This is a genomic window from Rudaea sp. (genome assembly GCF_057139185.1).
Genome location: NZ_DBNHDN010000044.1, coordinates 99,421 through 112,635 on the forward strand (window position 1 = coordinate 99,421; position 13,215 = coordinate 112,635).

At 67.7% G+C, this 13,215-nt stretch carries 14 protein-coding genes; all 14 read left to right on the top strand.

What is annotated here, in order from left to right:
• The first annotated feature begins 22 nt into the window (after positions 1-22).
• Positions 23-229 (top strand): hypothetical protein, encoded by a 207-nt coding sequence (locus tag AC16HO_RS14845; RefSeq protein WP_395641510.1) that lies wholly within the window; start codon positions 23-25, stop codon positions 227-229.
• Positions 226-2,655 (top strand): heavy metal translocating P-type ATPase, encoded by a 2,430-nt coding sequence (locus tag AC16HO_RS14850; protein WP_395641509.1) that lies wholly within the window; start codon positions 226-228, stop codon positions 2,653-2,655. Before AC16HO_RS14845 ends, AC16HO_RS14850 begins: the two co-directional genes overlap by 4 nt.
• Complete coding sequence (gene ccoS / locus AC16HO_RS14855) at positions 2,652-2,825, top strand: cbb3-type cytochrome oxidase assembly protein CcoS (RefSeq protein WP_395641508.1); 174 nt, start codon at positions 2,652-2,654, stop codon at positions 2,823-2,825. Before AC16HO_RS14850 ends, ccoS begins: the two co-directional genes overlap by 4 nt.
• Positions 2,825-3,547: a sulfite exporter TauE/SafE family protein gene (locus AC16HO_RS14860; protein WP_395641507.1), complete on the top strand. Its 723-nt coding sequence runs from the start codon at positions 2,825-2,827 to the stop codon at positions 3,545-3,547. Before ccoS ends, AC16HO_RS14860 begins: the two co-directional genes overlap by 1 nt.
• 51 nt (positions 3,548-3,598) lie before the next feature.
• Positions 3,599-4,144: a TlpA family protein disulfide reductase gene (locus AC16HO_RS14865; RefSeq protein WP_395641506.1), complete on the top strand. Its 546-nt coding sequence runs from the start codon at positions 3,599-3,601 to the stop codon at positions 4,142-4,144.
• A 169-nt stretch (positions 4,145-4,313) separates the two neighbouring features.
• On the top strand, positions 4,314-4,763 hold the full coding sequence (gene aroQ, locus AC16HO_RS14870) for a type II 3-dehydroquinate dehydratase (RefSeq protein ID WP_395641505.1): 450 nt from the start codon (positions 4,314-4,316) through the stop codon (positions 4,761-4,763).
• 60 nt (positions 4,764-4,823) lie between these two features.
• Positions 4,824-5,294, top strand: a complete 471-nt coding sequence (gene accB, locus AC16HO_RS14875; protein ID WP_395641504.1) for an acetyl-CoA carboxylase biotin carboxyl carrier protein — start codon at positions 4,824-4,826, stop codon at positions 5,292-5,294.
• Between the two features lie 46 nt (positions 5,295-5,340).
• Positions 5,341-6,708, top strand: a complete 1,368-nt coding sequence (gene accC / locus AC16HO_RS14880) for an acetyl-CoA carboxylase biotin carboxylase subunit (RefSeq protein WP_395641503.1) — start codon at positions 5,341-5,343, stop codon at positions 6,706-6,708.
• A gap of 174 nt (positions 6,709-6,882) precedes the next feature.
• The gene (gene prmA / locus AC16HO_RS14885) at positions 6,883-7,791 is read left to right on the top strand and encodes a 50S ribosomal protein L11 methyltransferase (protein ID WP_395641673.1); all 909 of its coding nucleotides are present in this window, start codon (positions 6,883-6,885) and stop codon (positions 7,789-7,791) included.
• A 60-nt stretch (positions 7,792-7,851) separates the two neighbouring features.
• Positions 7,852-8,619 carry a zinc-ribbon and DUF3426 domain-containing protein gene (locus tag AC16HO_RS14890; protein ID WP_395641502.1) on the top strand — a complete coding sequence of 256 codons (768 nt, stop codon included), beginning with the start codon at positions 7,852-7,854 and terminating at the stop codon, positions 8,617-8,619.
• Positions 8,620-8,867: 248 nt separating this feature from the next.
• A complete protein-coding gene (locus AC16HO_RS14895; RefSeq protein WP_395641501.1) occupies positions 8,868-9,140 on the top strand; it encodes a helix-turn-helix domain-containing protein in 273 nt (90 codons plus the stop codon).
• A gap of 134 nt (positions 9,141-9,274) precedes the next feature.
• On the top strand, positions 9,275-10,882 hold the full coding sequence (purH, locus tag AC16HO_RS14900) for a bifunctional phosphoribosylaminoimidazolecarboxamide formyltransferase/IMP cyclohydrolase (protein ID WP_395641500.1): 1,608 nt from the start codon (positions 9,275-9,277) through the stop codon (positions 10,880-10,882).
• A 125-nt stretch (positions 10,883-11,007) separates the two neighbouring features.
• Entirely contained in the window at positions 11,008-11,826 is an 819-nt protein-coding gene (locus AC16HO_RS14905; RefSeq protein ID WP_395641499.1) for a hypothetical protein, read from the top strand.
• Between the two features lie 79 nt (positions 11,827-11,905).
• Positions 11,906-13,213 (top strand): phosphoribosylamine--glycine ligase, encoded by a 1,308-nt coding sequence (purD, locus tag AC16HO_RS14910; protein ID WP_395641498.1) that lies wholly within the window; start codon positions 11,906-11,908, stop codon positions 13,211-13,213.
• Positions 13,214-13,215: the final 2 nt, after the last annotated feature.

Consider the following 13,215-nt stretch of genomic DNA (forward strand, 5'->3'; position numbering starts at 1 on the left):
GCGTCGCGCCAGACGTGCATCGATGACCCTCGCAGGAAACAAGGCAGCGGCCTGGTACCACCAGCCGGTGCTGTGGCTCGGCGTCGCCGTCTTCGCCGCCTCGCTGATCGGCTGCGCCGTGCTGATCGTGGCCGGCGCGCGCTATGCCGATCCGCCCTTGCCCGACACCGGCAAAACCGTGCTCAAAGTGCCGGTGGCACACCCTTCCACGCCGGAGCAAGGGCAATGAACGCGCGAGCGGACCGTTGCTGGCATTGCGCCTCGCCGATCGCGCCGGACACGCGCATCGAGGCACAGGCCGGCGGCGCATCGCGCGCATTCTGCTGCGGTGGCTGCGCCGCAGCGGCACAGTGGATCGAACAGCTCGGCCTCGGTGACTACTATCGCCTGCGCAGCCAACCGGCACCGCGCGCACCCGGCGACACCGAGTCGGCATGGCGTCGCCCGGAGTTGCTGCGTGAAGTCGCGCGCCCGCTCGGTGACGGCCGCAGCGAAGCGCTGATCGCGATCGAAGGCGTGCGCTGCGCCGCCTGCGTCTGGCTGATCGAACGCGCCCTAGGCGCGGAGCGCGGCATCGACAGCGTGCAGGTCAACGCCGTCTCGCGGCGCGCGCGCATCGTCTGGCGCGAACACGAAACCTCGCTCGCCGACGCGCTCGCCGCGCTCGCGCGCGCCGGCTACACGGCACTGCCGCTGTCCGCACCGGCGCTCGACGACGCGCGCCGGCGTGAGGCGCGCGAGGCGATGAAGCGTCTGCTCGTCGCCGGCTTCGGCGCGATGCAGGCGATGATGTACGCAAGCGCGCTCTACTTCGGCGCAGTCGAACGCATGGACACGGCGACGCGCACCGGCATGCGCTGGCTCGGCCTGCTCGTCGCTACCCCGGTCGTGCTGTACTCGGCGCGACCGTTCTTCGCCGGCGCCTGGCGCGCGTTGCGCGCACGCACGCTCGGCATGGACGTGCCGGTCGCGCTTGCGCTCGCGGCAATCTATGCGGCAAGCGTGTTCGCCGCACTGCGCGGCCGCGGCGAAATTTACTTCGACTCGGTGTCGATGTTCGTGTTCTTTCTGCTCGCCGGACGTTACCTCGAGATGCGCGCGCGCCACCGCGCCGGCGATCTTACCGACTCGCTCGCCCGCCTCGCGCCGGCCCAGGCCGAGCGCGTGCGCGCCGGCGACGGCACGATCGAACGCGTGGCCGTCGCCGAGCTCGCGGTCGGCGACCTCGTGCACGTCGCCGAAGGCGGCATCGTGCCGGTGGACGGCGAGCTCGAGAGTGCGTCCTGCCGCGTCGACGAGGCGCTGCTCAGCGGCGAATCGCAGCCGCTGCGCAAGCAGCGCGGCGACATGCTGATCGCCGGTAGCGTGCTCGCCGAAGGCCCGGCGCGCATCCGTGCGCGTCGCGTCGGCATGGCGACGACGCTGGCGGCGATCCAGCGCCTCATCGCACAGGCGCAGGCCGAACGCCCGCGCCTGGCGCGCGCGGGTGAGCGCGCCGCCGCCCATTTCGTGGTGCGCGTGCTCGCACTCGCCGCGCTGTGCGCGCTGGTCTGGACCTGGCTCGACCCGGCGCGCGCGTTCGACGCCACCATCGCGGTGCTCGTCGTGTCCTGCCCGTGCGCGTTCGCGCTCGCCGTGCCGGCTGCGATCACGCGCGCACTGGGTGCGCTCGCGCGCCGCGCGGTGCTCATCGTGCATGCCGACGCGATCGAAACCCTGGCCGCGGCCACCCACGTCGTATTCGACAAGACCGGCACGCTGACCGAACCGCAGCTCGCGCTCGCCGACGTCGAGGCGACCACACGCCTCGATGCCGCGGAGGCACTGGCGATCGCCGCCGCGCTCGCACGGCAGAGCCGCCACCCCGTCGCGGTCGCGATCGCGGCGGCGAGCACCGCCACGCAGCTCAACGCCACCCACGTCGTCGCCACGGCCGGCGGCGGCCTCGCCGGCGAAATCGACGGGCGCCGCTATCGTCTGGGTCGCGCCGCGTTCGCGCTCGCTTCGGCCGGCGACGACGACGCGATCGTGCTTGCCGACGACGACGGCGCGCTCGCGCGCTTGCGCATCGGCGAGCGCCTGCGCGCGGGTGCGCGCGAAGCGGTCGCCGCGCTGCGCGCGCAGGGACTGCAGCTCGAAATCCTCAGCGGCGACGCGCCGGAAAAGGTGCGCGCGATCGCGGCCCGGCTCGACATCGCCGACTGGAAGGCGCGGCAACTGCCAGCCGACAAGCTCGCCCGTCTGCAGGCGCTGCGCGCGGACGGCGCGCGCGTCATCGCGGTCGGCGATGGCATCAACGATGCGCCCGTACTCGCCGCGGCCGACGTCGCCGTGGCAATCGCGGGCGGCGCCGAGCTCGCCCAGGCCAGCAGCGACATCGTCCTCGCCGGCGAGCGCCTCGACGCACTCGCCGAGGCGCGTCGCGTCGCCTGCGAAACGCTGCAGGTGATGCATCAGAATCAGCGCTGGGCATTCGTCTACAACCTCGCCGCCGTGCCGCTCGCGGCGCTCGGCTTCGTGCCAGGCTGGCTGGCCGCGGCGGGCATGTCGGCGAGTTCGCTCGTCGTCGTGCTCAACGCACTGCGTATCGACCGCCGCCGCGCCGCGCCGGTCGTCGCCGCCGGCAACGCGTTCGCTTCGCGAGGCGCGGCATGAGCATCCTCGCGCTGCTGATTCCGTTGTCGCTGCTGTTCCTCGTCGGCGCCGGCATCGCGTTCTTCTGGGCGGTGGATCACGACCAGTTCGACGACATGGAAACGCCGCGCCTGCTGCCGCTCGCCGACGCCGACCCGGACGATTCGCGCGAAAACAAGGACGACAGCTGATGGGCGATCCGCTCACGCTCGGTGCCGCATTGCTGCTCGGCCTCGCCGCGAGCGGCCACTGCGTGTTGATGTGCGGCGGCATTTCGGCCGCGCTCGGCGTGGCTACGGCGAAGGACACGCGCGGTCGCCAGCGCGCAGGGCTGCTCGTCGCCTATCAACTCGGCCGCATCGCCTCGTACACGCTGGCCGGCGCGCTGTTCGCCGGCGCATTCGGCACCGCCATCGCCGCGCTCGACCATGCGGCGGTGCGCTTCACCTTGCGTGCGCTGGCCGCGGCCGCCTTCCTGCTCGCCGCACTCGTCGCCAGTGGGCGCCTGCGCGATCCCGGTCATTTCATCGGCCGCCGCGTCTGGCCGAAGCTCGCGCCGCTGGGCCGCCGCCTGCTCCCGGTCGCGACGCTGCCGCGCGCGCTGGCCTTTGGCATGATCTGGGGCTGGATGCCGTGCGGCTTCGTCTACACGGTGCTGCTGATCGCCACACTGCAACTCGACGCCGGGCGCGGCGCGGCGACGATGGCGGCGTTCGGCGTCGGCACGGCCCCGGCCTTGCTCGCCGCCGCGTTCGGCGCGCAGCGCTTCGCCGGCTGGACTACACGCCCGCTCGGTCGCCGTATAGCCGCGTTCGCGCTGACCATGAGTGCGATCCTGACCCTGGCCGGCCCGATGCTCGTCGCTGCACTGCCGGGGCTGCACCCTTTCCTGCCGTTCGATTGCGCGCGTTGATCCGCGCCCGCCGCGCGGCAGAGGCAACGCAGATCGCTTAGAATCCGCGGCATGTGGCAACGTACTCCTTTGCTGATCGTCACCGTGGCGATCCTCGGCGCCGCGCTCGGCCTGTTCGTGTCAACGCGCATGAACAGCTATGCCGAACGGCCGCTGCCGCCGGGCGTGACCGTGCTCAAGGTCGGCGACGCGCGCAGCGACTTCGAACTGGCCGACCTCGACGGCAGATCGCGGCGCCTGTCCGAGTTCGACGGCAAGCTCGTGCTGCTCAACTTCTGGGCGACCTGGTGCGGCCCATGCCGCGAGGAGATGCCATTGCTCGACTCGACCCACGAGAAGTTCGCCGACAAGGGCCTGCTCGTGGTCGGCATTGCAGTCGACGACGCCGATGCGGTGCGCGATTACCTCAAGGACTACCCGGTACGCTACCCGGTCCTGCTCTCCGGCGACGACGACGACGTGCCGCTGCGCTACGGCGACACCCGCAATGTGTTGCCCTACAGCGTGCTGATCGGCCGCGACGGCAGGCTGCTCGCACAGCGAGCCGGCTACTTCAGCACGGACAGCCTCACCGACTGGCTGCGGCCGCATCTGTAGCCGACACAACCGGCCGCATGCGCGGCCCGCGACGCCGGCACGGATTCAAACAATCGTTCAACATCGGCCATCTTCGCCGATTTTGAGCGTATCGCACTGGACAAGTCGCCATCGACGGCGCAGACTTCGGCGCCTTGAACGGGCCGCCGGCCTGTTGGATACCCACTTCGTGGCGAAAATCCTCGTCCTGCACGGCCCCAACCTGAACCTGCTCGGCACGCGCGAGCCGGAAATCTACGGCCGTGCCACGCTGGACGAGATCAACGCCGACCTGGCCGCCCGCGCCAAGGCGGCCGGGCATGCGCTGGAATGCCTGCAGTCGAACGCCGAACACGAACTGGTCGGGCGCGTGCAGCATGCGCGCATCGACGGCACGGCGTTCATCCTGATCAATCCGGGCGCGTTCACTCACACCAGCATCGCCCTGCGCGATGCGTTCGCGGCGGTGGCGATCCCGTTCATCGAGGTGCATCTGTCGAACGTGCATGCGCGCGAGGCATTTCGCCGGCACAGTTACCTATCCGATCTTGCCGTTGGCGTGATTTGCGGGCTGGGGCCGATCGGCTATGGTCTCGCGTTGGCGGCGGCGGTGCAGAAACTGGATCAAGCTGCAGGCTGAAAGATCGCGCAAGCAAGAATCAAGAACCAAAGATAACCGGAAATAAAAGCAGGTGTATCAGTGGACCTACGCAAAATAAAAAAACTGATCGATATCCTCGAGGAATCCAACCTCGCCGAACTCGAAATCAAGGAAGGCGAGGAATCGGTGCGCCTGTCGCGCGTGCCGAAGGGCGCAGCGATTGCGCCGGTAGCGCCGGCGACGCATGTCCAGGTTCCGGCTGCAGCGCCCGCCCCCGACCCCGCCGCGAGCGCGTCAGCCCCGGCACCCGCCACGGGCGGCAAGGAGCTGCCGCCGGGCCATGTGCTGCGCTCGCCGATGGTCGGCACGTTCTATGCCTCGCCCAACCCCGGGGCACCGGTCTTCGTCAAGGTCGGTCAGGCGGTCAAGGTCGGCGACACGCTCGGCATCATCGAGGCGATGAAGATGTTCAACCAGATCGAGGCCGATGCCGCGGGCACCGTGCTTGCGGTCCTCGCCACTAGCGGCCAGCCGGTCGAGTTCGACGAGCCGTTGTTTGTCATTGGCTGAAAGAAAGCCGGGACCCGATGCCCGATAAATCTCCCGGACTCATCACATGCTAGACAAAGTCGTCATCGCCAACCGCGGCGAAATCGCGCTGCGCATCCTGCGCGCCTGCGCCACGCTCGGCATCAAGACGGTGGCGGTGCACTCCACCGTCGACCGCAATCTGAAACACGTCGGCATGGCCGACGAGTCGGTGTGCATCGGCCCGGCGCCCGCGGCGGAAAGTTACCTGTCGACGCCGGCGATCATTGCCGCCGCCGAGGTGACTGACGCGCAGGCGATCCATCCGGGCTACGGATTTCTCTCGGAGAATGCCGACTTCGCCGAGCGCGTCGAACAATCCGGCTTCATCTTCATCGGCCCGACCGCCGAAGTGATCCGCATGATGGGTGACAAGGTCGAGGCGATCAAGGCGATGAAGGCCGCAGGCGTGCCCTGCGTGCCCGGTTCGGGCGGACCGCTCGGCGACGACGCGGCGACGAACGCGAAGATTGCGCGCGAGATCGGCTATCCGGTCATCATCAAGGCCGCCGGCGGCGGCGGCGGCCGCGGCATGCGCGTGGTGCACACCGAGGCGCACCTCCACAATGCGATCCTGACGACGAAGTCCGAGGCCAAGGCCGCGTTCAACAACGATCAGGTCTACATGGAGAAGTTCCTGGAGAATCCGCGCCACGTGGAAATCCAGGTGCTCGCCGACGGCCAGGGCAACGCGATCCATCTCGGCGAACGCGACTGTTCGATGCAGCGCCGCCACCAGAAAGTCGTCGAGGAAGCGCCCGCGCCCGGCATCACCGACGCGCAACGCGAGGAAATCGGCCGCGTCTGTGTCGAAGCCTGCATCCGCATCGGCTACCGCGGTGCGGGCACGTTCGAGTTCCTCTACGAAAACGGCCGCTTCTACTTCATCGAGATGAACACGCGCATCCAGGTCGAGCATCCGGTCACCGAGATGATTACCGGCGTCGACCTCGTGCGCGAGCAGTTACTGATCGCCGGCGGCGAAAAGCTGTCGATCAAGCAGAGCGACGTCAAGATCACCGGCCATGCGATCGAGTGCCGCATCAATGCCGAGGACCCGGACACGTTCATGCCCTCGCCGGGCATGGTCAAGCGCTTCCTCGCCGCCGGCGGCCCCGGCGTGCGCATGGACACGCACATCTACGACGGCTACAAGATTCCGCCGAACTACGATTCGATGATCGGCAAGCTGATCGTGCACGGCCGCGACCGCGAAACCGCGATCGCGCGCATGCGCATCGCGCTCGGCGAATTGGTCATCGACGGCGTGAAGACCAACATCCCGCTGCAGCAGCGCATTCTGGCCGACGGCGGCTTCCAGACCGGCGGGCAGAACATCCACTATCTCGAAAAGCGGATTGCGGAGCAGCGCGAGAAGGGCATCGGACGCGGTTGAAATGCTTTGTGCTCGTCATTCCGGCAAAGGCCGGACTGCGTAGGCAGGATGCCGAAGCGAAAATTCGTGCCGCGAATGGCCTGAAGGGCAAACTGCAGATGCAGTTTGTAATCCGGCTTCTTCTAATAATGCAAAGATGAATGGAATGCCGGCTTTGCCGGCATGAACGAATCCATGGCCTGGCTCGAACTCTCCCTGACCCTGCACGCGAAGCAGCAGGAGCGCGTCGAACTCGCGCTCGAGGATCTCGGCGCCCTGTCGATCACGCTGCGCGATGCCGATGCGGACACGCCCGACGAACGCGCGATCTTCGAGCCCGGCGTCGGCGAACTGCCGCTGTGGAACGAGATCGTGCTCAATGCGCTGTTCGCGAACGATGCCGACCGCAGCGGGCTGGTGCATGCACTGCACGAACTCGTGCCCGAACTTGCGCCGGACCGCATCGCGTTCCGCGATGTGCCCGACCAGGACTGGACGCGCGCCTGGATGGACACTTACCAGCCGATGCGTTTCGGCGAGCGGCTCTGGATTTATCCGAGCACGGTCGCGCCGGGTGCGGATGACGCCGGCAAGGTCATCGTCCATCTCGACCCCGGCCTCGCCTTCGGCACCGGCACGCATCCGACCACGGCGCTGTGCCTGGAATGGCTCGACGCGACCGATGTAAGCGGCAAGACCGTGATCGACTTCGGCTGCGGCTCGGGCGTGCTCGCCGTCGCCGCGCTCAAGCTCGGCGCCGCGCGCGCGATCGGCGTCGACAACGACGAACAGGCGATCGAGGCAAGCCGCAGCAACGCCGAACGCAACGAGGTCGCGGCACGGCTGGATCTGCATCTGCCGCAGGATTTCCCGCCGCAACGCGCCGACATCCTGATCGCGAACATCCTCGCCGGCCCGCTCGCCGACCTCGCCGCGCAGCTCGCGGCGTGCGTCAAGCCGCGCGGGTCGCTCGCCCTGTCCGGTATCCTTCGCGGGCAGGAGGCCGAACTGCTTGCGCGTTATGCGCAGTGGTTCGAAGATCTGGCTGTCGCAACGCGCGAAGATTGGACACGCATCACCGGCAGGAAGAAGGCTGCGGACTGACTGCGGCAAAGCGTCCCACCCCTCGGCCTGCGTTTCCGCCCCACGTCGCGCCATCACATCATGTACACCCAGTGTCCCGAGTGTCTGACGATCTACATGGTCGTGCCCGAAGCCCTGGCCCAGGCGCGCGGCAGCGTCGTGTGCAAACACTGCACGGCCGTGTTCGACGCCCTGCGCACGCTGACCGGCGACCTGCCGGTCGGAGCCCAACGTCTTGTCGAGCACGAATCCGGCACGGCAATCCCCGAGTTGACGCTGCCGATCATGCGGCCCATGGCGGCTGCGGAAACCACCACCCGCCCGCCTGTCCATGCCGCACCGCCGCCTGAGTTCGCGCGCGCGCATCGGGCGAAGCACGCTTCCTCGGGCTGGCTCTGGAAAGGTGGCATCGCCTTGCTCCTGCCGCTGCTGCTCATCCAGCTCGCCTGGGCCGAACGTCGCGAGTTGCTGCAGAACCCGACCTCGCGTGCCTGGCTCGAACGCGGCTGCAGGTTTCTGCGTTGCACGTTGCCGCTCGCCCACGATGCGGAAGCCCTGGTCCTGCTTTCGCGCGACGTACGCCCGCACCCGTCGGTGCCGAGTGCGCTGATCATCTCGGCGACGCTGCGCAATGACGCGGACGTGGCCCAGGCATTTCCGACCGTCGAGATCACCCTGACCGACCTCGACGAGCAGCGCATCGCGATGCGTCGCTTCAAGCCTGCCGAATACCTCGGCGACGCCCGTACGCTGAGCTCGGGCCTCGCCGCGCACGGCTCGACCGCGCTCGTGTTCGAGGTTGCCGACCCGGGCAAGAACGCGGTGGCCTACGAATTCAAGTTCCTCTGAGTCCGCCCCGTCCATTCCCGGATGCGGAAGTCGGGCGCAGGTTCCTGTGCGGCCACTCTTGCGGATGGATGCGGGGCCACGACCGACCACCGCCGAGATCTGGTGCGGATCAAAAAAATACTTAACTCGCAGGCGCTGCGGCGATAGACTACCCGACCCGCGTTGCGAATTCTTCGGCTTCGCCCACGAAGCCGATCCGGGATTGCCGTATCAGGGAAGAACCAAGAGCAAACTTAGGTACCCGCACGATGAACGCCGCACCCAACCTGCGCCTGAGCGAGGCGACCGAGTCCGCGCTGCAGCCGGCACTGCGCGAATGCGTCGCGCGCGCGGTGCGCCGCTACCTGCACGACATGGACGGCGAAGCCTGCGGCTTGTACGGGATCGTGCTCGATGAAGTCGAGTCGCCGCTGTTGCGCGAGGTGATAAATTGGGCCGGCGGCAACCAGAGCAAGGCGGCCGCGGCGCTCGGGATCAACCGCGCGACGTTGCGCAAGAAGCTGGCCGCGCACGGGTTGTAGTCCCCCGCCGCCGGCAACCGTTCGAACAGACGGCTATAATTTCCGCTTGAAATTTTTGCGGTCGCGACCGATCGCGACATTCGAACCGCGGCCATGCGTGGCCGCATTTCCCAAACAAAGCTGCGGAAACTCCCATGTCCGACTCCCCCGTACCGGTCCGGCGCGCGCTGCTCAGCGTCTCCGACAAGACTGGCCTGATCGAACTCGCGCGCGCGCTCGCGGCGCGCAACGTCGAACTGCTGTCCACCGGCGGCACGGCCAAGGCGCTGCGCGAGGCCGGCATTGCGGTGAAGGACGTCAGCGACGTAACCGGCTTTCCCGAGATCATGGACGGCCGCGTGAAAACCCTGCATCCGAAGGTGCATGGCGGCCTGCTCGGCCGGCGCGGCACCGACGATGCGGTGATGGCCGAACTCGGCATCCAGACTGTCGACCTGCTCGTGCTGAACCTCTATCCGTTCGAGGCTACCGTCGCCAGGCCTGACTGCACGCTCGACGACGCGATCGAGAACATCGACATCGGCGGCCCGGCGATGCTGCGCTCGGCGGCGAAGAACTGGAACGACGTGGGCGTGCTCACCTCGCCGGATCAGTACGCGGCGGCGCTCGCCGAAATCGAACAGCATGGCGGCCTTTCGCGTGCCACCCGCTTCCGGCTGGCCGTCGCTGCGTTCAACAACGTGGCCAACTACGACGGCGCGATCAGCGACTACCTCTCCGCTCTGAAACTCGACGAAGCGCATGAGCACATCGTCGGCCACGAGGCTTTCCCCGCGCAGGCCAACGGCCGCTTCGTCAAGCTGATGGATCTGCGCTACGGCGAGAACCCGCACCAGAGCGCCGCTTTCTACCGCGACCTGCATCCAACAGCGGGCACGCTGGCCACGTTCCAGCAACTGCAAGGCAAGGAACTTTCGTTCAACAACATTGCCGATGCCGACGCCGCGTGGGAATGCGTGCGCAGCTTCGTCAAGCCGGCCTGCGTGATCGTCAAGCACGCCAACCCCTGCGGCGTGGCGGTGAGCCTCGACGGCATCGGCAAGGCCTATGACCTCGCCTGGCAGACCGACCCGACTTCCGCGTTCGGCGGCATCATCGCGTTCAACCGCGAGGTGGACGGCGCCACCGCGCAGGCCATCGTGTCGCGCCAGTTTGTCGAAGTGGTGCTGGCGCCTGCGTACAGCGAGGACGCACTCAAGGCGTTCGCGAAGAAGGGCAACGTGCGCGTGCTCGAAATCCCGCTGCCGCCCGGCACCGATCTGGTCGCCGCGCATCCCGGCGCCAACTCCAGGCGCGTCGGCTCGGGCCTGTTGATCCAGACTGCGGACACCGGCATGGTCAAGGCGGAGGACTTGAAGGTGGCGACGAAAATCGCGCCCACGCCGCAGCAGATCGACGATCTGATCTTCGCCTGGAAGGTGGCGAAATTCGTCAAGTCCAACGCCATCGTCTACGCGAAGAATCGCCAGACCATCGGCATCGGCGCCGGCCAGATGAGCCGCGTCTACAGCGCGAAGATCGCCGGCATCAAGGCCGCCGACGAGAAGCTCGAAGTGCGCGGCTCGGTGATGGCCAGCGATGCGTTCTTCCCGTTCCGCGACGGCATCGACGCGGCGGCGGCGGCAGGCATCGCTGCGGTGATCCAGCCCGGCGGCTCGATGCGCGATGCCGAGGTGATCGCCGCCGCCGACGAGCATGGCCTGGCGATGGTGTTCACCGGCATGCGGCATTTCCGCCACTGAAAAATTTCTGAACGGCGAGCGCGTTGCGCCAGAAATCCGCCATATTCGACCGCTTAGATTGAAGTCGTCGCACCGGCGACTGGCGCGACCGCAGCAACGTTCCGAGCCAACCAACGGAGTGTCCAATGAATCGCAACCTGAATTCGATGGGTCTCGTCCTTGCCCTTGCCGCCATCTCGGCCGCGGCCGTCCAGCCTGCGTCGTCCGGCGCGCTCGACGGCTGGCTGAAATCGCAGTACGGCGCGCAGGCCAACGTGGCCCATGCATGGAAAGGAACCGACTGGAAGAACCCGCAAGCCGATTCCGGTCCGGCATCCGCCACCGAGCAGCGCGTCTGCCTGGATTCGACCCCGCAGCCGAAAGCGCCTCGTTTCGTCGCCGTATGCACGACCGTCAAGGATGCGGGCCCGCCCACGCCGGGACTGGTCGATCTCTGGCAGATCGACGCCGCCAACTCGCAACCGGCGCTGTTCAAGCGCGAGGTGCCAGCCGGATGGGGGGCGGGTGCGCCGGGAAAAGTGAGCGTGGTACAAGTGGGTCCGGATCGATTCGCCTTCCGCGTCGAATCTGGCGCGACCAACATGGGCAGCAATGTCGGCGTGTCGGAGTTGTATCTCGCACAGAACGGCACGCTCGCCTCCTGGTTCGCATATCCGCACATTTCCGACTACAACGGCGCCTTCGAGTCGAACGACCCGAGCAAATGCCGATCCGATGCGGAATGCGGCAAAAAATTCGGCTATTCGACGACCTGCGAACTCCACGTGGATCGAACCAAACAGACCGACGGATACTATGCACTGTCGATCCGCGTGCAAGGCATCGATCGAGGGCGCCCGATCCACCGCAGCATCCCAGTGCCGCTCGTCGACGGCAAACCTTCGTTGACGCCGGCCGAACTGAAAAAACTCGAATGCAGCAGAAACTCCAGCTGGGATCAATAATGCAAACGATCATCGCCAGCGACGGGCAAGCGCTCGCACGGCCTCTGGTTTCGCCAGCGCGGAAACGGCACGCGACACCATGAAGGTGCTCGTCGTCGGCTCGGGCGGGCGCGAACATGCGCTGGCGTGGAAGCTCAGGCAATCCTCGCGCGTCGACGAAGTGATCGTCGCGCCGGGGAATGCCGGCACGGCGCAGGAACCGGGCGTGCGCAACGCGTCGATCGCGGCGACCGATATCGAGGCGTTGCTGCATTTTGCCCGAGTGGAAAACGTCGCATTAACCGTGATCGGCCCCGAGGCTCCGCTGGTTGCGGGCATCGTGGATCGATTCAACGCAGCCGGATTGAAGTGCTTCGGTCCGAGCGCGAAGGCCGCACAGCTCGAAGGCTCGAAAGCCTTCGCCAAGGATTTCCTCGCCCGTCACCGTATCCCGACCGCGCACTACGCCGTGTTCACCGAACTCGCGCCGGCGCTCGCCCACGTACGTGCGCATGGCGCGCCGATCGTGATCAAGGCCGACGGCCTCGCCGCGGGCAAGGGCGTGGTCGTGGCGATGACGCTGGCCGAAGCCGAGCGCGCGCTCGAGGACATGCTCGGCGCCAACACGCTGGGCGCGGCCGGCGCGCGCGTCGTCATCGAGGAATTCCTCGACGGCGAAGAGGCGAGTTACATCGTCATCGCCGACGGCCGGCACGCGCTGCCGATGGCCACGAGCCAGGACCACAAGCGAGTCGGCGACGGCGACACGGGAGCAAACACGGGAGGCATGGGCGCGTACTCGCCCGCGCCCGTGGTGACGCCCGAAGTCGAAGCGCGCGTGCTGCGCGAGGTGATCGCGCCGACGCTCGCCGGCATGGCCGCCGACGGCACGCCGTTCACCGGTTTCCTCTACGCCGGCCTGATGATCGATGGGTCAGGTGCGCCGAAGGTGATCGAGTTCAACGTGCGCTTCGGCGATCCGGAGACGCAGCCGATCATGCTGCGTCTGCAATCCGATCTGCTCGAACTGATCGAGGCCGCGCTGGACGGCAAGCTGGATGCGCAACGCACGCGATGGGATGCACGGCCCGCGATCGGCGTCGTCCTCGCCGCGCACGGCTATCCGGGCACGGTGCGCACGGGCGACGCGATCAGCGGCCACGATGCCGACTTCGGCGCCGAGGTGAAGGTGTTCCATGCCGGCACGAAAACCGAGAACGGCCGCGTCGTGACCGCGGGCGGACGCGTGCTGACCGTGTGCGCACTCGGCGCGGAGCCCGGATCGAGTCCGGGGCAGGCTCTGCGCGCGGCGCAACACAGCGCCTACGCCGCGATGGCTAGGATCGCCTGCGCCGGCGCGTTCCATCGCAGCGATATCGGCCACCGCGCACTGCATCGCGGCGACTGAGC

Bases quoted from the DNA above. Each gene is read 5' to 3' on its own strand.
- AC16HO_RS14845 (WP_395641510.1), top strand. From the start codon at position 23: ATGACCCTCGCAGGAAACAAGGCAGCGGCCTGGTACCACCAGCCGGTG.
- AC16HO_RS14850 (WP_395641509.1), top strand. From the start codon at position 226: ATGAACGCGCGAGCGGACCGTTGCTGGCATTGCGCCTCGCCGATCGCG.
- ccoS (WP_395641508.1), top strand. From the start codon at position 2,652: ATGAGCATCCTCGCGCTGCTGATTCCGTTGTCGCTGCTGTTCCTCGTC.
- AC16HO_RS14860 (WP_395641507.1), top strand. From the start codon at position 2,825: ATGGGCGATCCGCTCACGCTCGGTGCCGCATTGCTGCTCGGCCTCGCC.
- AC16HO_RS14865 (WP_395641506.1), top strand. From the start codon at position 3,599: ATGTGGCAACGTACTCCTTTGCTGATCGTCACCGTGGCGATCCTCGGC.
- accC (WP_395641503.1), top strand. From the start codon at position 5,341: ATGCTAGACAAAGTCGTCATCGCCAACCGCGGCGAAATCGCGCTGCGC.
- prmA (WP_395641673.1), top strand. From the start codon at position 6,883: ATGGCCTGGCTCGAACTCTCCCTGACCCTGCACGCGAAGCAGCAGGAG.
- AC16HO_RS14890 (WP_395641502.1), top strand. From the start codon at position 7,852: ATGTACACCCAGTGTCCCGAGTGTCTGACGATCTACATGGTCGTGCCC.
- AC16HO_RS14895 (WP_395641501.1), top strand. From the start codon at position 8,868: ATGAACGCCGCACCCAACCTGCGCCTGAGCGAGGCGACCGAGTCCGCG.
- purH (WP_395641500.1), top strand. From the start codon at position 9,275: ATGTCCGACTCCCCCGTACCGGTCCGGCGCGCGCTGCTCAGCGTCTCC.
- AC16HO_RS14905 (WP_395641499.1), top strand. From the start codon at position 11,008: ATGAATCGCAACCTGAATTCGATGGGTCTCGTCCTTGCCCTTGCCGCC.
- purD (WP_395641498.1), top strand. From the start codon at position 11,906: ATGAAGGTGCTCGTCGTCGGCTCGGGCGGGCGCGAACATGCGCTGGCG.